23 protein-coding genes and 2 rRNA genes are annotated in these 25,920 nt (G+C 60.0%); 20 read left to right on the forward strand and 5 right to left on the reverse strand.

Annotated features, from left to right (window positions below; translation table 11 throughout):
- From DMP08_RS00005 to DMP08_RS00020, 4 genes are all read left to right on the forward strand, one after another.
- Nucleotides 1-129, forward strand: a 23S ribosomal RNA gene (locus DMP08_RS00005); the annotation flags it as partial.
- Nucleotides 130-244: 115 nt separating this feature from the next.
- A 5S ribosomal RNA gene (gene rrf, locus DMP08_RS00010) occupies nt 245-359 on the forward strand.
- Between the two features lie 136 nt (nt 360-495).
- Nucleotides 496-1,026 (forward strand): GNAT family N-acetyltransferase, encoded by a 531-nt coding sequence (locus DMP08_RS00015; protein WP_123190971.1) that lies wholly within the window; start codon nt 496-498, stop codon nt 1,024-1,026.
- A gap of 146 nt (nt 1,027-1,172) precedes the next feature.
- Nucleotides 1,173-3,950, forward strand: a complete 2,778-nt coding sequence (locus DMP08_RS00020) for an ATP-binding protein (protein WP_123190972.1) — start codon at nt 1,173-1,175, stop codon at nt 3,948-3,950.
- A 39-nt stretch (nt 3,951-3,989) separates the two neighbouring features.
- Here the strand turns inward: DMP08_RS00020 and DMP08_RS00025 are convergent, their stop codons facing one another.
- Together DMP08_RS00025 and DMP08_RS00030 are read right to left on the reverse strand one after the other, a co-directional pair.
- A complete protein-coding gene (locus DMP08_RS00025) occupies nt 3,990-4,343 on the reverse strand; it encodes an Hpt domain-containing protein (RefSeq protein WP_123190973.1) in 354 nt (117 codons plus the stop codon).
- 8 nt (nt 4,344-4,351) lie between these two features.
- Nucleotides 4,352-6,094, reverse strand: a complete 1,743-nt coding sequence (locus tag DMP08_RS00030; RefSeq protein WP_244596699.1) for a putative bifunctional diguanylate cyclase/phosphodiesterase — start codon at nt 6,092-6,094, stop codon at nt 4,352-4,354.
- 504 nt (nt 6,095-6,598) lie between these two features.
- On the opposite strand from DMP08_RS00030, the gene DMP08_RS00035 reads away from it, so the two are divergent.
- Nucleotides 6,599-8,689 carry a glutamine synthetase III family protein gene (locus DMP08_RS00035; protein WP_123190974.1) on the forward strand — a complete coding sequence of 697 codons (2,091 nt, stop codon included), beginning with the start codon at nt 6,599-6,601 and terminating at the stop codon, nt 8,687-8,689.
- 86 nt (nt 8,690-8,775) lie between these two features.
- Here the strand turns inward: DMP08_RS00035 and DMP08_RS00040 are convergent, their stop codons facing one another.
- Together DMP08_RS00040 and DMP08_RS00045 are read right to left on the reverse strand one after the other, a co-directional pair.
- Nucleotides 8,776-9,150 carry a DMT family transporter gene (locus DMP08_RS00040; RefSeq protein WP_123190975.1) on the reverse strand — a complete coding sequence of 125 codons (375 nt, stop codon included), beginning with the start codon at nt 9,148-9,150 and terminating at the stop codon, nt 8,776-8,778.
- Nucleotides 9,151-9,152: 2 nt separating this feature from the next.
- Complete coding sequence (locus DMP08_RS00045; RefSeq protein WP_123190976.1) at nt 9,153-9,470, reverse strand: DMT family transporter; 318 nt, start codon at nt 9,468-9,470, stop codon at nt 9,153-9,155.
- Between the two features lie 104 nt (nt 9,471-9,574).
- On the opposite strand from DMP08_RS00045, the gene DMP08_RS00050 reads away from it, so the two are divergent.
- The 4 genes from DMP08_RS00050 to DMP08_RS00065 all read left to right on the forward strand — a co-directional run bounded on the left by DMP08_RS00050 (nt 9,575) and on the right by DMP08_RS00065 (nt 13,587).
- Nucleotides 9,575-10,411, forward strand: coding sequence for a MerR family transcriptional regulator (locus DMP08_RS00050; RefSeq protein WP_161555389.1), 837 nt, complete (start codon nt 9,575-9,577; stop codon nt 10,409-10,411).
- A gap of 367 nt (nt 10,412-10,778) precedes the next feature.
- Nucleotides 10,779-11,702, forward strand: coding sequence for a branched-chain amino acid transaminase (locus tag DMP08_RS00055; RefSeq protein WP_114566146.1), 924 nt, complete (start codon nt 10,779-10,781; stop codon nt 11,700-11,702).
- Between the two features lie 3 nt (nt 11,703-11,705).
- Entirely contained in the window at nt 11,706-13,286 is a 1,581-nt protein-coding gene (gene cimA, locus DMP08_RS00060) for a citramalate synthase (protein WP_123190978.1), read from the forward strand.
- Nucleotide 13,287: 1 nt separating this feature from the next.
- Nucleotides 13,288-13,587 (forward strand): YerC/YecD family TrpR-related protein, encoded by a 300-nt coding sequence (locus DMP08_RS00065; RefSeq protein WP_123190979.1) that lies wholly within the window; start codon nt 13,288-13,290, stop codon nt 13,585-13,587.
- Nucleotides 13,588-13,999: 412 nt separating this feature from the next.
- Here DMP08_RS00065 and DMP08_RS00070 read toward each other — a convergent pair whose 3' ends face one another.
- Nucleotides 14,000-14,914 carry a hypothetical protein gene (locus DMP08_RS00070; protein ID WP_123190980.1) on the reverse strand — a complete coding sequence of 305 codons (915 nt, stop codon included), beginning with the start codon at nt 14,912-14,914 and terminating at the stop codon, nt 14,000-14,002.
- Between the two features lie 227 nt (nt 14,915-15,141).
- On the opposite strand from DMP08_RS00070, the gene DMP08_RS00075 reads away from it, so the two are divergent.
- From DMP08_RS00075 to DMP08_RS00125, 11 genes are all read left to right on the forward strand, one after another.
- Nucleotides 15,142-16,104: a DUF5692 family protein gene (locus DMP08_RS00075; protein WP_123191198.1), complete on the forward strand. Its 963-nt coding sequence runs from the start codon at nt 15,142-15,144 to the stop codon at nt 16,102-16,104.
- A 159-nt stretch (nt 16,105-16,263) separates the two neighbouring features.
- The gene (locus DMP08_RS00080; RefSeq protein WP_123191199.1) at nt 16,264-16,917 is read left to right on the forward strand and encodes a TetR/AcrR family transcriptional regulator; all 654 of its coding nucleotides are present in this window, start codon (nt 16,264-16,266) and stop codon (nt 16,915-16,917) included.
- A gap of 44 nt (nt 16,918-16,961) precedes the next feature.
- Nucleotides 16,962-17,522, forward strand: coding sequence for an NAD(P)H-dependent oxidoreductase (locus DMP08_RS00085; RefSeq protein ID WP_123190981.1), 561 nt, complete (start codon nt 16,962-16,964; stop codon nt 17,520-17,522).
- A gap of 29 nt (nt 17,523-17,551) precedes the next feature.
- Entirely contained in the window at nt 17,552-18,109 is a 558-nt protein-coding gene (locus DMP08_RS00090) for a cysteine hydrolase family protein (protein WP_123190982.1), read from the forward strand.
- Nucleotides 18,109-18,579: a VanZ family protein gene (locus DMP08_RS00095; RefSeq protein ID WP_123190983.1), complete on the forward strand. Its 471-nt coding sequence runs from the start codon at nt 18,109-18,111 to the stop codon at nt 18,577-18,579. The genes DMP08_RS00090 and DMP08_RS00095 overlap by 1 nt, the downstream gene beginning before the upstream one ends.
- Before the next feature lie 392 nt (nt 18,580-18,971).
- Complete coding sequence (locus DMP08_RS00100) at nt 18,972-20,435, forward strand: IS3 family transposase (RefSeq protein ID WP_123190984.1); 1,464 nt, start codon at nt 18,972-18,974, stop codon at nt 20,433-20,435.
- A 347-nt stretch (nt 20,436-20,782) separates the two neighbouring features.
- Nucleotides 20,783-22,309, forward strand: a complete 1,527-nt coding sequence (locus DMP08_RS00105; RefSeq protein ID WP_123190985.1) for an NEAT domain-containing protein — start codon at nt 20,783-20,785, stop codon at nt 22,307-22,309.
- Nucleotides 22,310-22,311: 2 nt separating this feature from the next.
- A complete protein-coding gene (locus tag DMP08_RS00110; RefSeq protein WP_244596728.1) occupies nt 22,312-23,202 on the forward strand; it encodes a heme-binding Shp domain-containing protein in 891 nt (296 codons plus the stop codon).
- A gap of 11 nt (nt 23,203-23,213) precedes the next feature.
- Nucleotides 23,214-24,116: a heme ABC transporter substrate-binding protein IsdE gene (gene isdE, locus DMP08_RS00115; RefSeq protein ID WP_123190987.1), complete on the forward strand. Its 903-nt coding sequence runs from the start codon at nt 23,214-23,216 to the stop codon at nt 24,114-24,116.
- A gap of 11 nt (nt 24,117-24,127) precedes the next feature.
- Nucleotides 24,128-25,120 carry a FecCD family ABC transporter permease gene (locus DMP08_RS00120; protein ID WP_123190988.1) on the forward strand — a complete coding sequence of 331 codons (993 nt, stop codon included), beginning with the start codon at nt 24,128-24,130 and terminating at the stop codon, nt 25,118-25,120.
- Nucleotides 25,110-25,895 (forward strand): ABC transporter ATP-binding protein, encoded by a 786-nt coding sequence (locus DMP08_RS00125; RefSeq protein WP_123190989.1) that lies wholly within the window; start codon nt 25,110-25,112, stop codon nt 25,893-25,895. Before DMP08_RS00120 ends, DMP08_RS00125 begins: the two co-directional genes overlap by 11 nt.
- Nucleotides 25,896-25,920 lie beyond the last annotated feature (25 nt).

The following is a 25,920-nucleotide window of genomic DNA, read 5'->3' on the forward strand; positions in this document are numbered from 1 at the left end:
GAAGCCGTCTCCAAGATGAGTCCTCTTTTCGGTAAGGGCCCAGGCAGAACACCTGGTCGATAGGCCGCAGGTGCAAGGCGAGCGATCGCCTCAGCCGAGCGGTACTAATAGCCCGAGCTCTTCGTCTTCACACATTGGAATCGATTCGCGGTCCGTCACGACCGAACGCTGTGCAACCGCCAGGGTGGCGCGGAGAGCGCGCCCTGCGGCATACGAAGCCGTGCGGAGCCGAAGCGCCCTGCGCGAGCGCGACCTTGGAGGCGGGGATCACCCGGTCCCATTCCGAACCCGGAAGTTAAGACCGCCATCGCCGAAAGTACTGCAGCGCAAGGCTGTGGGAGGATAGGACGTCGCGCTCGCGCAGGGCGCTCGGCGTTTCCGCCGAGGGCGGGAGGGCCCCGGAGCCGGGAGAGGCTCCGGGGCCCTCTTCGCGTTCGGGGGGATCGACGGGTCGGAGGCTTCGGGCGCTCCAGCAAACCAGGAAGGAGCGGGAGTATGCTTCATGCGAGGGCGGCTCGATCGGACGAATTCGATCGCGTTATGGCTTTTTACACCAAGATGATTGATGAGATGCACGGCACCGATTTCGATGTGCGCTGGAAGCATGGAGAGCACCCGTCGCCCGCGTTCTTGCGTGTGTCGGTCGATGCGGGCGAAGTGTACCTTGTCGAGGATCTTGAAGACGGTGCGATCGCTTCTGCCATGGTGTTGAACGGAAGCGGGGCTGCAGGTTACGAGAGCGTGCCGTGGTGCGTGTCCGCCGATCCGGACGAGGTTTTGGTGATCCATGTGCTGGCTACTCTTCCCGCGTATCACGGTCGCGGGTGCGCTCGCATCTTGTTGGAGGGCGGTATATCTGCCGCGCGGGCGCGCGGGAAGAGAGCCCTGCGCTTGGACACGTTCGTGCATAACGAGCGATCTCATCGACTATACGAGTCGTGCGGGTTTCAAAAAGTGGGTATCTACAACCTTTTCTATGATGACTTGGGTACGGTAGGGTTCGTTCTGTACGAATTCGCGCTGTAGCACGCTCGATCGAATTCCGCTGCTTCTGATTGCGCATTGTTGCTGCGGGGCTGACTTTGCGGGAGAATGGTCTGCGTACGCACTACGAAAGCTCGGGAGGGCGCCTCTCGGCTAGGCTCGCAGCCTGATCTCGGAAGGCAACGGAGATGAAAAAACTCGGTTCATTCATTCTTGCATGCGCCTTTGCATGCGTATTGACGGCGATGGGCACGGGACTCGCGTTTGCCGACGAGTCGTCCGATCGCGCCCCTCTTCGCGTGCTGTTCCCTCAAACCGAGGGGTTCTCTATGACGGACGAGGACGGCACGCATCATGGGCTGGTTGTTGACTACTTGAACGAGATCGCGAAGTACACCGGCTGGGAATACGAATACGTGCCTGTTTCAGGCGATTCTTCATTGGATAGTTTTCTGTCGGGCGAGTACGACCTTTTGGGCGGCACGTACTATGTTGCTGCGGCTACGTCGAAGATAGCCTATCCCGAATACAGCTGCGGGCCCTCGAAATCGGTGCTATTCTCGCGATGGGATGACGAGAGCATCCGCGGGTACGAGTATGCCGATCTGAACGGCAAGACGATCGCCGTGGCGGCGCGTGCGGCGGAAAACTTGCGGCGGCTCGAGGGTTTTTTGGCTACGGAGAACATCGACTGCACGATTGAAAAGTACACGAGCGACCAGTTCGTCGACGGGTCTTTGCGGTACCTGCTTGATAGCGGTGAAGTTGACTTGCTGTTGGGGAGCGCTGTTGAAAACACGGGCGCTTATCGTCCTGCCGTGGTTTTTGACGGACAGCCTCACTATTTGGTGACGACTGCAGGGAATCAGGAAGTGCTTGACGGGTTGAACTGGGCCCTTGAGCACATCATGGAAGCGAATCCCAGTTTCGCGGAGGAAGCGTACGTTAGAAACTTTCCCGATGCGGATATCAATATGTACCACGTTAATCATCAAGAGCGACGGTACGTGGAAAACAAGAAGTCGATAACAGTGGCGCTTCCTCGCGACTACAGCCCGTTGAGCATAGGCGACGGTTCGGGCGGCGAGCGGATGGACGGCGTGGCCTGCCGGTTTCTCGATAGGGTTGAAGCGTTTTCCGGGTTGAACGTCGACTGCCTGTACGTCGAATCCTATGCCGCCGCCCTTGATGCGGTGCGCAGCGGCGAGGCGGACATGCTGGGCTTTTTCTTGGGCGGCGAAGACGATGCGATCGAGGCTGGCCTAGCCCTTTCTTCTCCGTATGCAACGCTTAGCAACTTGATCGCTCGCAACAAGCTTGTTTCATATCCCTCGGAGGACTTGCGATACGTTGCGCTTGAAGGTACGCAGGTTCCCGATGACGTGCCCGCCGAGGATGTGCTCTACGTCAGGACCGAGCACGAAGCGCTTAATATGGTAGACAAGGGTCGGGCTGATGTCGTGTTCGGCTTATCCGCTCAGATCGAGGGCGCGCTGCAGCAAGGGGCGTACTCCAATGTCGTTCCAGTTTCGCTGACGAACAGCGTAACCGATATTTGCTTTGCACTGCCGCGTCCGGCGGATCCTGATCTGTTGACCGTTGTGAACAAAAGCCTTAACAGCATGCCTGTTGACGAGAAGACGGCGGCGATTGAGGAGCATCGAATAGCCGCAGGATACGGCACCCTCAAGCTGATTGATTATCTGAATGCGAATCCGATGCTGGTTGCCGGTTTGGCGGCGACGGCGGTGCTTCTGATCCTGATTGTCGCCGTTGCCGTAACGCGATCAAGGCTGCGTGCGGCGGATATGCGCGTTGAGGCCGAGCGGGTGGCTGCGGAGGGTCGTGCGAAAAGCGAGTTTCTTTCTCGAATGAGCCATGAAATACGCACTCCCATGAACGCCGTCGTGGGAATCACCGACGTGCTGGATATGCAAAAAGACGATCCGGAGGCCCTGCGCAAGAACATCGCGCGGCTTCGGGCCTCCTCGGACTATCTCTTGGGCCTGCTCAACGATGTGCTTGATACCAGCCGTGTGGAGAGCGGCATGATGGACATTGCCCATGAGCCCTTCTCGCTGGCGGAGGTCGTTGCCGAGCTGCAGGACATGATGCAAGCGCAGGCTGATGCCCGGGCTGTCGACTTGCAGGTGATGACGGAGATCTCCCATGAGGGCGTTATGGGGGATTCGCTCAGGTTGAAGCAGGTGCTTTCGAACTTGCTGTCGAATGCTATCAAGTTCACGCCTGCGGGTGGTGTCGTGCGGCTTATCGTCAAGGAAACGGATTTCGACGGGGAGCGGGTGACGCTCTTCTTCGGCGTTGGCGATAGCGGCGTGGGCATTGCCCCGGAAGATCAAAAGCGCATATTCGAAGCTTTCACCCAGGTGGGTTCGACTGCTGCGAAAAGCCAGGGGACCGGTCTCGGCTTGCCGCTTTGCCAGAGCTTGGTGCGTCTTATGGGCGGCGAACTGCAGGTTCGCAGCGAGCTTGGCTCGGGAAGCGAGTTCAGCTTCTCCCTCGTCTTTGCAATTGGAACTCCCGAATCTAGACGGGATCGTTCAGTTGATCGGGAGCTATTCAAGGGATTCCATATTCTGCTCGTGGAGGATGGATCGGTAAACGCGGCTATTACGACAAATGTACTGGAACTGCACGGTGCTCGTGTGACCTGGGCAATTGATGGTCAGCAGGCGGTGGACCATTTTGCTGAAAGTCGGCTTGGCGAGTTCGATGCCGTGCTCATGGATATGAGGATGCCCGTTATGGACGGCGTGGAGGCCACGCGCGCCATTCGCCTTCTGCCTCGGTCCGATGCGCGTGAAATCCCCATTGTTGCGATGACGGCAAATGCGTTCAAAGAGAGCGCGGATGCGGCGCATGATGCGGGAATGAACGAGTTCGTTACCAAGCCTTTGGATATAGACGAGCTGTTCGACGTGCTGGATCGTTTGCTGAAAAGATAGCTTTCGGCGGGAGTGCGATGGGGCGCAAGCGCAGCCGCGCTAAGAGAGCGCGGCGATATGTGCTCGAACGGTCCGATAGCTTGCGAGCGCGGTCGAAGCCAGGCTTTCGGCGTCGTGCAACTGGTTTGTCCGTATAGCCTGCGCAAGGGCGTCGCACTGCGCGCTGAGGGAGGCGAGCCCCAGGTTTGCGGCCGTGCCCTTCACGGCATGGGCGATGCTTTCCGCTGCTCGGTAGTCTTTCGCGCGCAGGGCTTCGGGAAGTTGTTCAAGAACGTCTTCCTGGATGAGCACCGCAAGCATGGACATGAGTAGATCCGCGTCGCCGCAAAAGCGCTTGAGGGTGGTTTCGACGTCGATGCCCAGTGTTTCGAGTTGTTGAAGCCGATGGTCCATAAGGTGCCTCAAGCTTTCTGCTTCTTCAGGGGGCTCTTTGCGGTTTCACGCACTGCGAGCGCCAGGAATTCGTCTCTCGATACGGGTTTCGCGTACAGGTACCCTTGCACGAGGTCGCATCCGACGCTTTCAAGCAGGGATGCCTGATCGGCGGTCTCCACGCCTTCCGCGATGACCGGCAGGTCGAGGGACTTTGCCATGGGGACTATGGCGCGCAAGATGTTTTCTTCGCGGGCGCGGTTTCTGCTTTCCCCGCCAAGGAAGCGCATATCGAGCTTGATCATGTCGATGGGGACGTCGCGGAGCATGCTTAACGACGAATAGCCTGTTCCGAAATCGTCCATGAGCACGGTGAACCCGAATCGCTGTAGTTTTTCCATTGCCTGCAGCAATTGCGGAAGATTGTCGGCGTACGCGCTTTCGGTGATTTCCAATCGCAATCGAGAGAGCGGCAGTCTATGCCGTTTCACCAGGTCGACAAGATTATTGCAGAGGTGCGGGTCGTAGAATTCCAGACGCGATATGTTGACCGACAGAGGGACCGAGGCGATTCCGCTGCTTTCCATGGAAGCGAGAAAGCGGCAGACTTCTTCCCGGATATGGCTATCGAGCCTGACGATGAAGCCGCTGTTCTCGAAAAAGGGAAGAAATTGCCCCGGCGGGATAAGGCCCTTGTCGGGATGGCGCCAGCGGACGAGAGCCTCGCCGCCAACAAGAGCACCTGAAGCAAGGTTGAAAATGGGCTGGATGAACGGTTCAAACTCCCTATGTTCGAGCGCGCGCTCCCCTTCGGCTTTCATGGTGTGCTTGGTTATGAGCGACTGGTGCATGTTGGAGTCGTACAGCGCGAATCGGGTGTTGTAATTTCCTTTGATAGAACGTAGCGCAAGCGTCGCGCGGTCGCACATGATGTCGACCGGCATCGTGCGGTCCGTTATTTCGTACATGCCGAAGTAAAGCACGATCTCGTGTTCCGCTTCCGCATTGGCGAGGGCAAGTTCCAGCTGCGTTGCCAGATTGTTGCTCAGGGCCATATCTTTGGGTAGGCACAGCGCGAAATGGTCTGCCTCCATGCGTCCGTATACGCCGCGATTTCGCAGGGTCTTGTCAAGACATTGCGCGATGGCCTTCAAAACTTCGTCGCCCCGGATGCTGCCGTGCAGTTCGTTGAATATCTTGAAGCGTTCGATATCGAATTGCACGATGGCGAATTCTTCATGGGGACGGGACTTGAGCAATTCGGCGGTTTTACGGCAGAATGCGGTGCGGTTGTACAGGCCGGTAAGGCTGTCGTGCTCGGCGGCGTAAAGGAGCTCCTGCGCGCGGTGGGCGGCAAGCAGCTCGGTTTTGCGGAGCGCTGTTTGCAGCTTCTCTCGCTCGAGCACGTGTTTCGTGACAATGTTGTCGACACGCCGGCGGGCGATGGTTGTGTTGAAGGGCTTTGCTATGAAGTCGTCCGCGCCACGCAAAAGCGCCGACTCCTCGTGAGCCGATTCCCCGGTTTCGACGATGATGGGTATGTCTGAAAGCGAGGGGTCGGCCTTCATCGCGTCGATGAGCGCAAATCCGTTCATGCCCTTCATATCTATATCGAGCACGACGACATCGACCTTGCGTTCGGCCATAGTGACGAGAGCCTCCTGTCCGCTGGCCGCTTCCAAGATGGAGTACGATTCGGCAAACATATTGGCCAAAAGCGTGCGATCGATTCTAGAGTCGTCGACAATGAGCATGGAGCAGAGGGCGTCCATGTAGCGTGCTCCTTTCCAATGCGCGGCGCCGCTTGCGATTACGTTGCGCGGCGCACAAAACGCAAGCATATTGTATTGCTCGGCGGCGGTGCTTGCAATGACGTACGATTGCGGGGGATCCTGGCTTTTTGGCTATGGGACGAAGTTCGGCATGTGGGCGCGAATCGGCGCCGGTGATGCTGCCGAGGGGTTCCGGGAGCTTGCTTGCGCGTGATTCACGAACAAAAGGCCTGGTCGTATTTCAAGATGCGGTCAACATAGGGGTTCAGGCGCGCCGAAAATTGTCATAGGTGCCGATTTGCGTCCAAAACTACGGCTTCGGCCGTAATTCCGAGGCTCGAAAACTTCTTGAAACATTTCGCCGTTAATTTGAATAAGGCAAGATGAAGGCGCGTTTTCCCCTGCGGCCGTGCTATCGTATGCGGATGACTCAACGGGGGTGTGGCAGATTGCGCACAGGGGAAGGGCCACGCCTTGAATGCGACAAGTTAGGAGCGCACGCCGATGGCGATGATTTCGGATATCTACGGCTCGATGGTGTTCAACGAGCATACGATGCAGGAGCGATTGCCTTCCGCAACGTACAAGAGCCTGCTCAAGACCATCAAAGAGGGCAAGCCGCTCGAAATCGAGGTTGCGAACGTTGTGGCTCATGCCATGAAGGAATGGGCTATGGAGAAGGGCGCTACGCACTTCACGCATTGGTTCCAGCCTCTTTCGGGCATTACGTCGGAGAAGCACGACAGCTTTCTCGACCCGTGCAGCGACGGGCGCGCCATCATGAGCTTTTCTGGAAAAGAGCTGATCCAAGGCGAACCGGACGCATCGAGCTTCCCTTCCGGCGGCCTGCGCGCCACGTTTGAAGCGCGCGGCTACACGGCCTGGGATCCCACGTCCTACGCCTTCATCAAGGACGAGGTTCTGTGCATTCCTACGGCGTTTTGCAGCTACACGGGCGAGGCGCTTGACAAGAAAACCCCGCTGCTGCGCTCGATGAGCGCTATCGACGAGCAGGCGAATCGCGTGCTGGCCCTGTTTGGCGAGCCGCACGAACGCGTGGTGCCCACGGTGGGCTCCGAGCAGGAGTACTTCCTTATTTCCGAGAAAGACTACGCGAAGCGCCAGGACCTTATCATGTGCGGGCGCACGCTGTTCGGTTATGCGCCGCTGAAGGGGCAGGAGTTGGAAGAGCATTACTTCGGCGCCATTCGTCCTTCGGTCAACGAGTTCATGAAAGAGCTCGACAACGAGCTGTGGGCTTTGGGCGTGTCGGCGCGCACGAAGCATAACGAGGTTGCACCCGCTCAGCATGAGCTGGCGCCTATTTTCACCAACGCGAACCGAGCAATCGATGAAAACCTGCTGACCATGGAGAAGATGCGTCTTCTGGCCAGCCATTACGGCCTTGTGTGCCTGCAGCATGAGAAGCCGTTCGCGGGCATTAACGGGTCGGGCAAGCATAATAACTGGTCGCTTTCCAAGGGCAAGACGAACTTGCTCGAACCTGGTGAGAGCCCCATGGACAACCTGCGTTTCCTGGTGTTTTTGACGGGCGTCATCCAGGCGGTCGACGATTACCAGGAGCTGTTGCGCATGTCGGTGGCGTCGGCGGGCAACGATCACCGCTTGGGAGCAGATGAGGCGCCCCCGGCTATCATCTCAATTTTCTTAGGCGACGAGCTGGACGCCATCGTGGACGCGCTTGTTGACGGGCATGAGTACACGAATGCGGAAAAAGTGGCCATGGACCTGGGCGTTGCCGTACTGCCGAACTTCCTCAAGGACAACACCGACCGCAATCGCACCAGCCCCTTCGCGTTTACGGGCAACAAGTTCGAGTTCCGCATGCCCGGCTCTGCAGTGAACCTGTCCGATTGCAACATGATCCTCAACACGGCCATGGCGAAAAGCCTCAAGGAATTCGCCGACGCTATGGAGGGCAAGTCGGGCGAAGAGTTCGAAGCGGCGGCCATCGCGTACGTGAAGAAGACGCTTGCGAAGCACCAGCGCATTATCTTCAACGGAAACGGGTACTCCGAGGAATGGCAGGTCGAGGCCGAGCGTCGCGGACTGGCAAACTACAAGACCACCGTTGACGCGCTTCCGTGCTTCGTCGATCCGAAGAGCATCGCGTTGTTCGAAGAGTTCGGCGTGCTGTCGGAGGTTGAGGTTCGCAGCCGCTACGAAGTGAAGCTGGAGAAGTACACCAAGCTGCTGAACATCGAGGTTCGTACGATGAAACGCATGGTGCGCCGCGCGTTTCTGCCCGCCATCAACGCGTATGCGGCCGAGATCGCCGACAGCATCACGGCGTTCAAGACGGCGGCGCCCGGCGCCGAGACCAGCCAGCAGGAAACGTTGCTGCACAAGCTGCTGGGCGGCATCAAGGAGATCGATACGCATCTGCAGAAGCTTGACTCGATGCATCACGCTGCGCAGAAGATGGAGAACGAGCAGGAGAAGGCGAACGTGTACGCCCACGAGATCGTTCCCGTCATGGAGGCTTTGCGCGCGGCCGTGGATCGCATGGAGATACTGGTGGATCGCGATATGTGGCCCGTGCCCACGTACAACGACATTTTGTTCTACGTGTAAGGAAACAGGCAGCGCCCCCGATTCGCAGAACGAATCGGGGGCGCTTTTTTGCCCTGCGTCTTTCGGGGGCTGGCGTTCTGCGTCGGTTAGGCTTGCTGCGCGTCCTTCGTCGCTTCGCGCGCATCTTCCAGCTCTTGCGTTCCTTGGTTCAGCAGCACCACGCCGCCGACAACCAGCGCAATACCCACGCACGTGATCCCGTTGAAGGGGTCTCCCCAGGCGATAATGCCGATAGCGGCCGTCAGCACGGTGCCCACGCCGCCCCAGATGCCGTACACGAGGCCGAGCGACAGATGCTTCAGCGTGAACGTGAGCAGCGTGAACGACACGAGATAGCCCGCAAGGGTCAGCGCGGTGAACAGGAGTACGGTAAATCCTTCCGACAGCTTCATCATGGTGGTCCCGAACACTTCAAGGACGATGGATGCGCTGAGCGGCGCATAGGGATGTATGCGGTCCATGATTACACTCCCATCTTCAAAACGACCACGCCGGCGATGATGGCTATAAGGCCCACGATCTTCTTCGCATTGATGCCTTCATGCCAGAACACGGTGCCCACCACGGCAGTGAGCGCAATGCCGAGGCCGGTCCATACCGCGTAGGCGAAACCGAGCGGTAATTGCTCGAGCGTTTGCGCGATCAGGTAAAACGCGACGATGTACCCAATGACGATGCCGATAATGGGTGCTTTTCGCGTGAAGCCGTTTGAGAGTTTCATCATCGAGTCGGCAAACACCTCGAAGATGACGGCGATGCCGAGCAGTACGTAGGGCGACATGATTCCTCCTGTTCGCTTGGCTTCGATTGGCCAAGTTCTGATATCCTAAAGTATCCCCTAAGGGGAGAGTCAATTGCTTTATATGCAGAATGCAGAGGAGTGCCATGAGAAACGACCTGCTGTCTATCGGCGAAGTGGCCCACCTCAAGGGCGTGGGTGTGAAGGCGCTGCGTTATTACGAGCGCATTGGCGCTTTGCGCCCCGCGTACGTGAACCCCGATACGGGCTATCGCTACTATGCATTGCGCCAGATGAACGAGCTGGACGTGATCGTGTCGTGCGTGCAGCTGGGCGTGCCGCTCAAAGAGCTGGCAGACTACGTGTCCGACGGCGGTGCAATGGATATATCGTCGCTGTTGGAGCGGGCGCACATTCTGGCGCAGCAAAAGCTGCGCGACACCCAGGCTATCCTTCTGGAGCTTGATGGGTACCGTCGTGAGATTGCCGTGCAGCATACCTTGCGCGCCTTGCCGACTCCGTACGAACGCGTGTTGGAGAAGCGCACGTTCTTGACGATGCCTTGGAACCATCCTTCGTTCGATGCGAAACGCTACACGAGGGCCATGTCCGATCTGTACGGCGAAACGAAACGCGCGGCCATGGCGCCGCTGTTCTTGCAGGGCATGATTTGCCTTCCGGGCAATGGCGCGAAGGAAGGGGTCGGAGCGGCGGGGTCGTCCTGGTACGTTGCGCTTGAAGTCCAGGCGCTGCCGGGGGAGGAGATGGTCGCGCCGCCGCAGGAGCGCGGCATGCGCCTGCTTGCGCTGCCAGGCGGCACGTTTTGCGGTTGGCGGGTCGAGCGCGAATCGTTCGAGCTGTGCTATCGCGAGGTTTTCGAGGGGGCGCGGGATGCATCCGGCGCCGACACCCTGCTGGCGTTCGAGATCTGGGATGCTGAACTGAGGACCGACCGCACCATCGTCGAGGTCTTGAGGGGCTAGCTCTTGCTACTTGCCAAGGACCGGTTCCGTCTTGGCTTGTGCTTCAAGGGGCGCTGGACGCGCTTCGTCGGCGTCCTTGATGCTCTTGGGCGGAGCGCGGGGGCGCGGAAAGCGCGGAGGTGCCGCCCGGCTGCTTCGGGCAGCGACGCGCTCGGTTCGCCTTTTCTGTCCCTTTCGTCGAATCGGAGACCCTTTGCCGGAACCGGTACGCTCGCTTTAGCGCATTGGAGTACAATAAATGCGGTAGCTTAGACGAAATCTGCACGTCAATCCGTATGGACTCGCCCTTTTGCCCATTGCGGTTCGGCCGCAGCGGTGTGACCATTGCAGACGGTAACGGTTCCGGTGTCAGCGAGAAGGGATGAATATGGCAGGCATCACAGAAGTCGAGTACATTTGGAAGAACGGGGAACTGGTCCCCTGGGCGGATGCCACGACGCACATCCTGTCCCATTCGCTGCATTACGGCTCCGGCGTGTTCGAGGGCATTCGCTGCTATCAGAATCCCGACACCAAGAAGAGCTACGTGTTCCGTCTGCGCGACCATATGGAGCGCCTGCATCGCAGCTGCAAGATCGCCTGCATCGATCTGCCGTATACGGTTGACGAGCTATGCGATGCCACGCTTGAGGTCATTCGCGCGAACAAGCTCGAGAAGTGCTACATCCGTCCCATCGTGTATCGCGGCTACGGCGTGATGGGAGTCGATCCGACGGGCTCCACGACCGACGTGGCCATCGCTTGCTGGCCGTGGGACAGCTACTTGGGCGCCGATGCGCTCGAGCAGGGCGTGGCCGTGGGCGTGTCGTCTTGGCGCCAGCGTTCCAACAACGCCATTCCTCCCGCGGTGAAGAGCACTGCTTCCTACATGAACTCTATCCTGGCAAAGCTGGAGGCCAAGGAGCACGGGTACGCCGAGGCTATCATGCTGAACGAAGCGGGCCTGGTGTGCGAGGGAACGGGCGAGAACCTGTTCATCGTCCGCGACGGTATCCTGTCGACGCCGCCGCTGTCCGACGGCCTGCTGGAGGGCATCACGCGCGACACGGTGCTGTGCTTGGCTGATGACCTGGAGATTCCCGCTATCGAGGAGAGCCTGACGCGCGCCGACCTCTACGTGGCCGACGAGGTGTTCATGACCGGCTCTGCCGCCGAGCTTACGCCGATCGGATCCGTGGACGGCCGCACCGTGGGCAAGCCCGGGCAGGTTACGCGCGCTTTGCAGGAGCGCTTCTTCGACGTTGTCTATGGCAACATCGAAGAGTATGCCGAATGGGTAGCGGAAGTATAGCCATTGAAAATCCTCACGTACGACAGCACGTTGCGCGACGGCGAGCAATGCGAAGGCATCACGCTGTCGCTTGAGGACAAGTTGCGCATCGTCGAGCGGTTGGACGCGCTGGGGGTCGACTTCATCGAAGGCGGCTTCCCCGCGTCCAACCCTAAAGACATCGCGTTTTTCCAACGCGTGCAAACCCTCCCGCTTCGTCACGCGCGCATAGCGGCATTCGGCTCCACGTGCAAAAAAGGGGTTGCCGCCGAAGAGGATCAAGGCCTTGCCGATTTGGTGGCCAGCGGGGCTCCGGTTGTCACTATCGTGGGGAAAACTTGGGATGCGCAGGTCACGCGGGCGCTTCAGACGACGCTTGAAGAAAACCTGCGGATGATTCGCGATTCTGTAGCGTTTTTGAAGCATTGCGGCCTGCAGGTGGTGTTCGACGCCGAGCATTACTTCGACGGCTATGCCGCCAACGCCGCGTACGCGCTTGCGTGCGTGCGCGCCGCCAGCGAAGCTGGCGCCGACTCCGTGGATTTGTGCGAGACCAACGGAGGTGCGCTGCCGTTTCAGGTGGAGGAGGTCGTGCGCGCGACGGCTGCTGCCGTTCCCGGTCAACAGCTGGGCATTCACTGCCACAATGACTCCGGGTGCGCGGTGGCCAACGCGCTTGCAGCGGTTCGTGCGGGAGCGGTGCAGGTTCAGGGTACGGTGAACGGCTTCGGCGAACGCGTGGGCAACACCGATCTGCTCACGGTCATCGCCGACCTTGAGCTCAAAATGGGCATGACGTGCGTGGGGAAGGACAACCTGCGCCAGCTGACCAGCGTAGCGCAGTTCGTGGCCGAGTCGTGCAATATGGCCTTGCCCAGCCATCATCCGTACACGGGAGCTTCGGCGTTCGCGCACAAAGGGGGATTGCACGCGAGCGCCATCGCTCGCTTCCCCGAGGCCTACGAGCACGCTTCGCCGGAAAGCGTGGGGAACAATGCTCGCATGCTGGTAAGCGAGCTTGCAGGCAAGGCGTCTCTTATGGCGAAGGCGCGCGGGCTGGGCATCGACCTGACGCTCCATCTTGACAAGGTTCAGGATATTCTAGACGACATCAAGCAGCGCGAGGCGAGCGGATACTCGTACGAGGTTGCCGACGGCTCGCTTGCATTGCTGCTGCAGCGGCATTTGGGCGCGTATCGTCCTCATTTCACCCTGGAGAGCTTCCGCGTTATCGTGGACGACCATGAGGATACGGGCGCTCTTGCGAAAGACGCGATGTCCGAAGCTACGATCAAGATCCATGTAGGGGATCAGCGGTTCGTGGCAACAGGGGAGGGCGCAGGTCCTGTTGGGGCTTTGGACAATGCTCTGCGCATGGCTATCGTGGCCTTTTATCCCCAAGTGGCCGACATGGAGTTGGTGGACTACAAGGTGCGTATCCTGGACGAGAACGTGGGCACCGATGCTATCACGCGCGTTGTTGTCACCACAAGCGACGGTTCTGGCAGTTGGGGAACCGTGGGCGTGTCGGAAAACATTATCGAGGCTTCGTGGAATGCCATCGTGGATTCCATAGAGTATGGCCTTATGAAGATGGGAGAGTAGCATGAGCGATCTCAGGACGCCCGAAGTTGAAGATCTGCTGCGCGTGTTTGCTGCGCTCGACGACGAAGACACCATTTTCGCCCTGTTGGAGGATCTGTTCACCATCCGAGAGATCAAGGACACGTCGCAGCGCTTGGCTGTGGCTCGCCAGCTTGACGCAGGGAAATCGTACGCGGCCATCGAAGAGGCCACCGGCGCGTCGGCTACGACTATCGCGCGCGTGTCGAAGTGCTTGAGCTACGGGTCCGGCGGCTACGGCGCCGCTCTTGCTGCGTTGGACGATATCCCGAAGCGTGGGTAGGGTTTTACGAGGACGGCTTTGCGGCCCGAGGATTACGGTCTGCAAGTTGAGTTTTGCTCGTGGTGCGCTCCCGTTGCTGCGGTACCGATGCGTCCAGCCCTGCCGCTGAGTCGCCATCGACGCGCGGCGGTCAAGTAGAACGTGGCGCGAGATCGCGGATCTGCGCTCCTCGGCCGGCTGGTCGGATGCGGTTGTTTTGAGCACTTGCATTAACAGGTCAGGTCATCAGAGTGCAGTGCTTTCGATAACCGTCGAAGGCGCTTATCCGGAAGCGCAAACCCGCAATTCCGTACCTACTTCGCGTTATGCTCGGGATGCGAGATCGTCGAAGGCCCGGTGGGCTCGCGGGGCGAGTCTGACCGGGCCTTCGTGCGTTCGGGACGAAAGCTTCTTGAACGGTTGGCGTTGACCTCTACGCACCGGTTGCCGTTGCGGACGGCGTTACGGGGTCGCCGTATTCGTCGATGGTTCCGTTTTCCCTGCCTTCCAGATACTTCTGGCGCGCTGCGCCTCGGCGGAATGTCACGGGCGCCTTGCCGCTGTTGAGCTGGTAGCAGTACCAGAATACGAACGGAATGCCGATGATGCCGTTGACCATGCCCCACCAGTACATGACCTCGGGATTGAACCAGGAAGCGCTGTTCATGATGGTGGGGAACAAAAGCGGGAAGCAGCTGCGCAGCAGAAGATGGGCGCCCAGCGTGTAAATACGCCCAGTGATGTAGAGCTCCGGCCTTCGCATGATGATGGGGTACAGCTCGGCTGCGGCTAGAATGCAGCAGGTGGATGCGAAGAACTCATGTCCCTCGGCGTACACGAAGCAGGCGTTCCAGGTGGTGTAGAGAAAGTTCCACATGGGCACGGTGTAAGATAGGATCTCGCCATGGCTCGACGTGTCGTACTTCCAGAACTTGTCGCCGAACGGCATGGTAATGCACAGGATGAATCCGGCCAATGCGTTCATCATGTTGCCCATTTGCACATCGCGCAGCGTGGCTTCGGCGATGTTGCAGAACACGATGCCGTAGAGCACCCAGCGCACCCAGCGCTTGCGCATGATGCGCCAAAACGGGGTGTCCTTTTGCTCGACGGCCGCGATACGGCCGAGTCCCGCGAAGATAAGCGGCAAAATGACGGACAGGTTCTTGGCCCAGCGGAACCAGTCGTCGCCCGGAATGTTGGCAATCCAAAGCGGAACAGTGACGAGCGAAATGACCCATACCCACATTGACGTGCGATAATGGCGTCTCATGAACTCGGTGAGCAGCATGAGCAATACGGTGTAGACAACCATGGAAACGGGTGTGACCCATACGGGCACGGTCATGGCGAATCCCCTTTCTGCCGAAACGACCCTGCCGTCCTCCTCGACGGCTTTCGCGCTTTTCCCAGGTGGCGCGTTTGGCGAAAGTCTAGCATCGTCCAAGAACCGGCTTCTTTCACAAACAGCCCCTTTGTGTGAAAGACTTCCTCGAACGCGCCTCGTATACTGCGGGGCGTATGGGCGGTGACGAAGGGGTTCGCCGCAGGAAGGTTCGCAAGGGGGCGATTTACGTGGGCATTCTGTACCAGGCCGCCGATCCGCTGTACTGGGCTATCTGGCTGTTCATCCTGTTCGCGCTGATGGCGTTCAACGAGCTGGGTCGCACGTCGCTGTGGGCTGGCATCGCGCTGTTCGCGGTGGTTCCCATCGTGCTGACGGTGTTCGTGTGGCCGACTACGGCGGCGCCTGGCAACGAATACGGTACGGGGACGTGGTTCAACTGGGTTAAAACGTATTCGGCGCTAGCCGGCTGCTTGGGGTTCATCGCGCTGCGCTTCGTGAAGTGGCGCGGCAAGGACGGCCGGATCCATTATTTGTACGAGAAGAAGTGGGCTCTGTGCTTTCCGCCGCTTATTCTTGCCATCAATATTGCCGAAGCGGTCATCCGCGATTTCCAGGTGTTCAGCTTTGGACTATGGCAGGGCGGCATCGTGGAGAACCTGTGGACCATTTCCGGTCCGTGGAACATCATGAACGGCATTGCGGGCATTCTGAACATCGTGACCATTTGCGGTTGGTTCGGCATTTTCATCTCAAAGGATTCTTCTAAAGACATGATCTGGCCGGACATGATCTGGGCGTGGATCATCGCGTACGACTTGTGGAACTTCGCGTATACGTACAACTGCATTTCCGACCACTCTGCGTATTGCGGTTTGGCATTGCTGTTGGCCTGCACGATTCCCACCTTCTTCATCAAGAAGGGCGCCTGGCTGCAGCATCGGGCTCAAACGCTGGGGCTGTGGATCATGTTCGTTATGACCGTGCCCCAGTTCGCCGACGTGCTGGCTCCTATTCCGACCACGCACAATCCGGCTGCGTTCTTCGTCGTGAGCTTGGTAGCGTTGGCTTCCAACGTGGCGCTTGCCGCGTACCAGTTCCGCAAGATCCGCCGGAACAAGCTCAATCCCATGAAAGACGAGCTGTATGCCGACACGAAGGCGTATCGGCGCGTGGCCGAGGAGAACCGCTAGGCTGCAAGCCGCGCGCAAAGGACCTCGCATCCCTTGCGTGTCGCGCATCCGGCCGAACGCGTATTCGCCATGAACGAGCCTTCTCATCTTTCGTATAATGGACGCGTGCAGGAGCATCCTGCGCGCGTCCATGCGCGCTTCGGCGCGAGGGGAGATGCAATGCGGTTGGGCACCCGACAAACCAGATATGAGCCGGCGCGCCGCGATTGCGGCCGGTCGCTCATCGAGAGAAAGCGGCTTGAAGGGCCGGCGGGAGACATCATGGCCGCGGCTCGTGCGCTGTTCGAGCGGCAGGGCGTGCGTTCGACCACGGTGAAGGATATTGCTGCCGAGGCCGGCGTTACGCGCGAATTGGTGTACTACTACTTCGAGAACAAGCAGGCGGTCATAGACGCTGTTCTGGACGATTACGTGGAGGATCTGGTCGAGAGCGTGGTCGTATGGAACGAGTCGCGGGCGTTCGGCGACACGTCGGGGTCGCTCAAGACCTGCATAGCCGCGTTTCGGCGCGCGCTGTATGACGCGGAAGGGAATCAGCGCCCTATGATTCGCGTGCTTGAAGAGTTGGGGGTGCGCGATTCATTCGATGTGCGAGCTGTGCGCGAAACGGTCGATTGCATTCATGATCATATTGTCACGGAGTATGCCGAGTACCATCAGATCGAGATAGACCTGGTGTACGAGATGTTCTGCGTAGTTATTTTCGGGCTGGTGGGCTTGGTCAAAATCAACCCCGAAATATCGGACGAGGCTCTTATGAAGGTGGTCGAACAGGCCCTGCGTTTGGACATGGTCCCGCTTGCGGTATCATAAGCGGTTGAACGCCGCCGCATTGTCTGAAACGATAGGAGTCTGGAATGACCACGCTGTTCGTGAACGCCTGCATGAGAGGGCATGAATCCCGTACGCTTATGTTGTGCCGCGAGTACCTTGCGCGGAAGCAGGACGTCGTCGAAGTTGATTTGGCGGCGCTTGAGCTCAAGCCTTTCGATGCGGCCATGGTGGAGGCTCGCGTGAAGAAGCAGACCGCGGGCGCATGGGACGATCCCGTATTCGCGCTGTCGCGCCAGTTTGCCGAAGCGGACGACATTGTGATCGGCGCGCCGTACTGGGATCTTTCGTTCCCGGCCTCGCTCAAGGTGTATCTGGAGCATGTCAGCGTGTGCGACAGCACGTTTCACTTTACCGAGGATGCTCGCTGCGAGGGTTTGTGCAAGGCGGCGACCCTTACGTACATCACGACCTCTGGTGGTTTTGTGGCAGGCGCGAACTTCGGATACGAGTACCTGTGCGGAATCGCGAAGATGTTCGGAATACCGGAAACGCGCTTCATTGCCGCCGAAGGGCTCGATATCGCGGGGATCGACATCGAGGGGCAGATGAACAAGGCTCGCGCCGAGATGGCGAAACTCGGATGAGTTGGCAGTAGGGTAGAGGAGGAATGTGCATGAGTCGCTTGCTGATTGTGGTGGACTATCAGGTTGACTTTGTAGATGGCGCGTTGGGCTTTGCGGGGGCGGAAAAGCTCGCGCAGCCTATTGCGAGCAAGATTTCGGAGTACCGGAAACGGGGGGACGACGTTGTATTTACGTTCGACACGCACGGATCCGACTACCTGAACACCCAGGAAGGGCGCAACCTTCCGGTTGAGCACTGCATCGAGAATACGCCTGGGCACAAGTTGTACGGAGCGGTCGCTTCGGAGCTGCATGACTCCGACAAGGTGTTCCTCAAGCCCGTTTTCGGCTCGGTCGAGTTGTTCGATTGGCTGAGGTCGGCTCAGCGTGTAGCCGACGAAACGGGAGCGCTGCCGTTCGAGGGGATCGAGCTGGTGGGCCTGGTGTCCAATATATGCGTGGTGGCCAATGCGGTGCTGGTGAAGACCGCGTGTCCCGGCGTGCCGGTTACGGTTGATGCTGCATGCACGGGCTCGTTCGACGCCCGCCTGAACGAGGCCGCCCTCGATACGATGGAAAGCCTGCAGATCAAGGTGGCCAATCGCTGATGCGCCACCTGAAATCCAAGCGATTCACGATTCTGAGCTGGTTGGCGGTTGCTGCTTGGGCGGTGTTCATCTTTTGCATGTCGGCGAACACGGGCAGCGATCTGAATCAAGGCACGGGACTCCTTTCGCACCTGTATCAGGCGTTGAAGGAGCTGCAGGCGCACATCTTGGGACCCGAGGCCGATGCCATCAACTCGATTGCGCATTTCTGCGAATACACCGTGTTCGGTGCGTTGTGGGCGAATGCGCTGCGTTGCCACATGCCCCTTCGACGTGCTTGCGCGCTGGCTGTTGCGTGCGGCAGTCTGTACGGCGTGACCGATGAGTTCCATCAGTTGTTCGTTCCTGGTCGCATGTGCGATCCCGTGGATTGGGCGGTTGACACCGCGGGTGCCGCGTTGGGCTCGGGGATTGCGTTCTTCCTGCTGAGCCGGCGCCTTGAGGGGCGGGCTCCGAACGACGCGCGGTAGCCTTTCCTGCTTGTTCCGCCGCAGAGATTGCGTGCCAGGTTGAGAAAACGATTTGGCTGAGGAATGCGAGGCGGCCGAAGACGCGCGCAGCCGCCCGGCGACGGCTGCGCGCGTCTTCGGCCGCCTTGTTTTGCACGTGGGGTTCGTAAAAGCTTGATGGCTGGCAGGTTCTTGCGGTTTGAGGTCGTCGAACGGGGCGCCGCTTCTCTCGTCGTCTGATTTGCATTCTGTTTTGCCTGATCACGGCGTTAGGTCGTTGCGTGATGTCTTCGGGTGCGCGCGATTCGCCGGCTTCGACGACCTCAAACGGGGATGCGGCAGAAAGTTGGACCGCCTCGAGGCGGTCCACGACCGATCGAATGACCCCGAAGGGGTCGTGAGGAGGGCGCTGCATGTACACGGAGCGGGAGAGAGTCAGGTACGTCGAAACGATGTGGGCCGAAGGGCTCACGCCTCGCGCCGCCGAGAGAAAATGGGGGCGTCCGTCCCGCACGGCATTGTCCGAATGGGCGAGGCAAGCCGAGCGGGGAGAGCTTCCGGCCGAAAGGCCCAGGGTCAACGGGCAAGTCGACCATGCGCCCCACGCCCGCTATCCCCAGGGCACCGTGGACGAGGCCGTCCGCCTCTACAAACTAGGCGAGAAGCGCGCCCATATCGCCCGGCGCCTCGGCATCACCGACGCGCGCGTCATCACCGACGCGCGCGTCATCACCGGCTGGGTCCGGAAGGACCGAAAGCGTGCTATCGTGTCCGAAACGGGCGCATCGGTTGCGCCGGACAAGGATACGCAGAAGGCGGGACCGTCCATGATGGAAGCCAAAGAACCGGATGACGGGGCAGCCGAGCTCCGGGCCGAGCTCGAAGAGGCGCTTCTCGAAGTGAGCGTCTACAAGGAGCTGATGCGCGACCCAAAAGCCGCAAGCCCGGAGAGCCTCTCGAAGAGGCGGCTCGTCGGGTTAGGAGAGAAGCTGAGGCGGGACTTCGGGTACTCCCTGGCCCGGATCTTGACGTTCTTGGGCATCTCGAAGAGTACCTACCACTACCACCGGGCGAGGCTCGATAGCCCGTCCGGCATGCCGGACGAGGACTTCGACAGGGCCGTGACCAAGGCGTTTTCGAAGAACAGGGGGATCTACGGCTACCGGCGCCTCAAAGCGCAGCTCGAGGGCGAGGGCGTCCGCGCCCCCGAGCGCAAGGTGCGAGAGGCGATGGCCAGGCTCGGCCTCGTCGCCCGCTGCTCGAGGTCGGAGAAGAAATGGAGCTCCTATGCGGGCGAGGCGTCGGACGCGCCGGACAACCTCCTGCTCGACGAGCGCGGAAGGCACGCGTTCGTCGCGGACGCGCCCAACGAGGTGTGGCTCACCGACATCACCGAGATGAAGGGCCGCGACGACAAGTGCTACCTGTCGGCCATCGTCGACTGCTTCGACGGCAAGGCCGTCGCCTGGCGGGCGTCGAAGAGCCCCGACGCGGCGCTCGCCAACGACACGCTCCGCGATGCGATAGCGACGCTTCGAGACGGGCAGCGCCCGATCATACACTCCGATCGCGGGGGCCACTACCGTTGGAGGGAATGGATCGCGCTGTGCGAGGAGGCGGGGCTCGTGCGCTCGATGTCGCGCAAGGGGCACAGCCCCGACAACGCGGCGTGCGAGGGCTTCTTCGGCCGGGCGAAGGTGGAGCTCTTCCATTCGCTCGTTCGGGCGGGGGCTTCGGTGGCCGAGCTGTTCGAGGCCGTCGAGCACTACGTTCCCTGGTACAATGACGGTCGTCTCAAGGCGTTCAAGGCCAATGGGAAGAAGACGTCTTACGAGACCATCGAAGGTCGTCGCAAAAGACTCGGGCTGACAGCCTGAGCAGTCCAAGAATCCTGCCGCACCCCCAAACCGTCAAAACCTGCCACGGAAAGCGATTTTTCGTGCGCGCGCCTTCTCCGCATAGGAAACGCTGCCACCCATTTGATGGGATTGCCGCTTCGAGCGAGCGAGGTGCGTGGCAAAACGGCGCCTTCGAGCCGTGCCGATTTTGGCGTAGCGGCAAAGTTCGGAAAAACTTTTGCATAGGAATTTGTAAAGTTCTGTGGTATCGTGTCAAAAAGTTAGCCTTAGATAACATATTACGACTAAGCTAATAATATACTTCGCATGCATGTAATGCAGGGGAAAGCCCTTTGAAGCGGGCGGTTCGACACGAAAGGATATCCATGGAACATTCGATGAAGGCGGGCGTTGTCGCGCGAGGCTCCGCTGTTGCGCTGGCGTTTGCTTTGGCGGCGGGCGCAGTGCCGGCGCAGGCCATGGCTGTTGGCGCAGCGCCGATGCCGACTGCAGAGGCAGCGACGGGAAGCTCTATCTCCTTGGATAAGGATAATCTTGCGAACGGAACTTATGCGGTTCCGGTGCGTATGCTGCAGGCTTCCAACTTGAGTTCGTCTCAGGGTTCGATTGCAAGCAGTGCGCTGGATCCGATTGGTTTGCTGACGGTGCGTCATGGGGCGTACACGCTCAGCCTCAATATGAGCGGGCAGGTTCTGGGTCAGTACTGCAACTACCTGGGATATTTCGGGTCGTATCACGTGGGTGGGAACGCGCTTGTCACCAACGGAACCGATGTTGCAGTTGTGGACTTTGGCGGCGAAGCCGGTAGGCCGTTCGTGGCGGATGTTCCTTTGGGCGAGGTTGCCAAGACTTCCGGTTACGTTGCATTGCGACTTGGCGCGCAGGCCATGGGCGACAATCGCCAGACCGCTGCGGTCCTGATCGACTGGAGCGGCTTGACGGTTGACAGCCTTGACGGCGAGGGCCGACCCTTGGAGACCCTTGTCGATGAAGCCGCCGCCATCGCGCAGGGTGGCAAGAGCGACGAGGCGTATCGATCTTTGCAGGATGCTATCGCGCGCGCCCGTGCCGTTGTGGAAAAGGGCGCCGCTGCAACGCCGGAGGAGATCGTGGCTGCCGAAGCGGATTTAGCGTCGGCTATCGAGACGTTCAACGGCTCGCCTGATGCGGTCGACCCCGTTGTTCCGGAGGGTTCCGGAACCGAACAGCCTGCTCCGACGCCTGAAAAGCCGGATACCGATGCCTCGAACGGAAACGGGAACTCGACGACAACTCCCTCGCAGCCTCAGCAGCCGAGCGCCGCTTCCTCTCGCGCCGAATACGTTGCCGGGCATACGTATGCCGTGCCTATGAAGTTTTACAAGGCAAATTCCGGCGAGCTGTCGATGGCCGATCAGTATTTCGGCGACACCGCTTACGTGGTTCCTCGTTCCGATGGCATGTTCGAAGTGCGCTTCACGACGAACAGGTCGGACTACGTCGAAAAACTCTCGTACGGCGGATACGCGGCCTCGGTGGTGAGCGAAAACGGCGCAAGCCGTACGTACAGCGTGGTGATCGCAGCTTCGAAGAATACCGTGGTGCTGCCCATCACGATGACCATCAAGCCCATGCGCGAAATGGGCGGCGGCGACGTGTCTGCCGACCTGCATCTGTATTTGGGAGATGCAAAGGTGAAGGATTTGGGGTCGGGCGACGCAGGTGTTCCGACCAGCGGAAAGACCGGCAATAGTCCCGCTTCCGGCGGTGCGCAAGGTTCGTATCTGCCGAAGACCGGTGACGACGGCTTGTCTGTTGCCGCGGGAGCCGCTGCGGTTGCGGCGGGAGCGGTTGCGGTCGGCGCGGCAGCGCGGCGACGCTTTTCGCTGCAGGGGCGAGGGGAAGGTCGTTGAACGTGCGGTCATCGTTCGCCGTGAAGTCCTCGCGCGCGTTTGTCGCCGTTGTTGCCCTGGCGTTCTCTGCTGCGCTTTCCGTTGGCGGTTCTCCTGCTCATGCGGTAGTTTCATCGGTTTCGACAGCTGCGGTTCATGCGAGCTACGCTAATCCCGACACCGGCGTGATCGAGGATTCGGGCGGGCAGGCAAGCGAGGCTTTGGGGACGTCGATGAGCCAAGGCATTACCGGATCCTCGGCGCTTGTCGAGAAAGATGCGGACGGAAGCGAGTTCGTGACCATCAGGCTTTCCCAAGCTGACCAGATCGGCGAGGTCAGCATTGCCTCCGACGTCGATCGTACGGGCGTTTATGCCGAGGACGTTGCGGCCGAGGTAATGCAGCGCGATGCCGAGCTCAATACGGCGGACTATCGTGCGCAGGTGGCATCGGCGCAGGCTACGTTGCGCATTTCGATGTATGTGCATCCCATGGGGCGCTCGGTGGTGTACTTCGTGCAGTTGTCCGATGCGGCTCCCGGAAACTCGGAAGGTTTTGTCGAAAGCATCGTTGCTGGCCAGGGGTCCGAGCAGGGCCAAGCGCCGGACGGTGGAACGGCTCGGGGATCGAGCGAAGCGTTGGAGGGTTCTGCCGCTTCAACTGCCGTGTCCGGCGATTCCGCAGGTTCGGGCGTGAGGGAGTTCGACGGAGAAGGTCGCGAGGTGACGGGCTCTGCCGCCCCGATCTTCGCTTCTCCGCAGACGTATGCGATTGCCGCGGTCGCAGCTACGGCGGCAGTCGCGGCCGTGGCTGCGACGTACTACCTGGCGTACGGTCGCAAGCGCAAGGCGCGAAGCGATAGCGCTGCCGCAGCGGCAGCGGGGCATGGCGGCAGCGCGCCGCCCGAGGCTTAGGGCTTCGTTGCATGAGCAGGAAGACGTTTGCCCGGGCTGGGCTTGCGGCGCTGTGCCTGGCTGTGCTGTGCGCCCTTTCCTCGTGCGTGGACCAGCATCCTGCGCGCGACGGCGGGGACGAGCGATCGGGAAAGCGCATCGTGGCCACTTCGCCGGCCGTTGCAAGCATGTGCGATCGGCTTGACCTTGACCTGGTGGGCGTTCCCGCTACGTCGCGCGCATTGCCGCAGCGATACGGCGATGCGGAGGTGGTAGGCCCTCCTATGGGACCCGACCTGGAGAAATTGTCGATGTTGCGGCCCGATTGCATCGTGGCGCCCGGATCGCTGCTGAACGACTTGCAGCCGAAGTTCGCTCAGATAGGAGCGCCTTCCATGTTCGTTGACCTGAACAGCGTGGAGGGCTTGCATCGCTCGATGGATTACCTGGGCATCGCTTTCGGGCGCGAAGCCGAGGCGCTGAAGGCGCGCGCTGAATACGAAGCGTTCATGACTGCGTATCGGCAGGGAATAGAAGGGCTTGTCCGCCCGCGCGTTCTGGTTCTCATGGGCGTTCCCGGGTCGTATTTGGTGGCGACGCCGCGAAGTTACGCGGGCAGCCTTGTGCAGCAGGCCGGTGGCGAAAACGTGTACGCAGATGCTGCGGACGCATTCGTTAACGTGAGCGTCGAGGACATGCTCGATCGCGACCCGGATGTCATTTTGCGTACGTCACATGCTCTTCCCGACCAGGTCATGGAGATGTTCGCTCAGGAGTTTTCCTCGAACGACACGTGGAAGCACTTCCGTGCCGTGCGTGCGGGGCGCGTCTACGACCTTTCGCATGAGCGATTCGGAATGAGCGCGACGTTTGCCTATCCGGAAGCGCTCGAAGAACTTAAGCCGCTGCTGTACGGCAACGGCGAAACCGTTTAGGACAAGGAGCTATGCGTAAAGCCAGAAATATCGCGGCATTCGCGCTTACGGTAGGTGCCGTGGCAGCGCTGTTTGCGTTCGCCGTCAATGCGGGCACGCTCAAGGTGCCTGTCGACGAGCTGCTTGCGGGCTTGTTTGTGGCCTACGACGATCGGGTTGCAACCATTTTCGACCTGCGCTTCCCCCGTATATTCATTGCGCTTGTGGCCGGCGCGTCCTTGGCTGTGTCGGGCGTGCTGCTGCAGGCGGCCGTGCGCAATCCTTTGGCGGATCCGGGCATTATCGGCGTCAACGCGGGCGCGTCGTTCGCTGCTATTTTGGTGACGGCGTTTGCACCCTCGCTGTTCTTTTTCATGCCGATTGCCGCGTGCGCAGGGGGCCTTCTTGCGTTTGCGCTGGTGTACGCGTTGTCGTGGAAAGGGGGAGCGCTCGCGCCTGTGCGCATCATCTTGACCGGCATCGCGGTGAGCGCTCTGTTCGCCGGGCTTTCTTCGGCGTTCAGCACGGGATCGGGCGGGGTGTTGACGGGTGTTGCCAGCTTGGTTGATGCGAACATCTCGGCTAAAACGTGGAGCGATTTCTTCACGCTTGCGGGGTATGCGCTTGCCGGGTTGGTTCCGGCCCTGTTTGTTGCCAGGCGTTGCGATCTTTTGTCGCTGAGCGACGAGACGGCTGCTTCGCTTGGCGTGGACGTGACGAAAAACCGCCTGGTGGTTTCCGCTTTTGCCGTTTTGCTGGCATCGGTTGCCACGGCTATCGTGGGGCCGATCAGCTTTTTGGGTTTGGTGGTCCCGCATTGTGCGCGCATTTTGGTGGGGTCGGGACACCGGCTGCTTATTCCGTATTCCATGGTGCTTGGCGCGTTTTGCCTGCTGTTGGCCGACACCGTGGGACGAACCATTGCCGCACCGTACGAGATTAGCGCCGCTGTCGTCATGTCGGTAGTGGGCGGTCCCGCGTTCATTTTGCTGCTGAGAAGGGCGCGTGATACGTATGGCGGGTAACGCGTTCACCCTTGAGGGCGTTGGATTTTCGTACGGGTCGACCCGCGTGTTCAAGGGGCTGGATCTTGTCGTGCGCGAAGGGGCGGTGACCACGCTGCTCGGAGCGAACGGTTCCGGAAAGACAACGCTGTTCAACGTGATGACCAAGCGCCTCAAGCCGCAGGAGGGCCGGGTGTTCTTGCGCGCCGGAAACGTTGCGGACGTGCGTCCTGCGGACTTCGCCAAGTTGGTGTCGGTTGTGCATCAGCACAATATGGCTCCGGCTGACGCGGAGGTGCGAACTTTGGTCGGCTACGGGCGTTCTCCCTATCGAAAGCTGGGGGTGCGACGGTCTTTGCCCGATCGGGAGCAGGATGCTCGCATGATCGAGTGGGCTCTTGCTACCTGCGATTTGAAGGATGTCGAGCATCGCGTCATTTCGTCGCTTTCGGGCGGACAGCGCCAGCGCGTGTGGATGGCCATGGCGCTTGCCCAGGGGGCGAATGTGCTGCTGCTTGACGAGCCTACCACGTTTTTGGATGTGCGCTACCAGCTGGAAATACTCAAGTTGGTGCGCATGCTCAACGAAGAGCACGGCATGACCGTGGTCATGGTGCTGCACGATATGAATCAAGCCATCGAGTACAGCGATGAGATCGTGGCCTTGGTGCAGGGGCGGATTGTTGCGCAGGGAGCGCCGCACGATGTGGTGACCCCCGGTTTTCTAAGCCAGGTGTACGGAGTTGACCTGGACGTGGTGCGCGTACGGGGCAAGCCGTACGTGTTGGCGGTATGAAAGCGGCTTTCCGCAAAAGGACAAG

This window comes from Paraeggerthella hongkongensis, from assembly GCF_003726035.1.
GTDB classification, from domain to species: Bacteria; Actinomycetota; Coriobacteriia; order Coriobacteriales; family Eggerthellaceae; genus Paraeggerthella; species Paraeggerthella hongkongensis.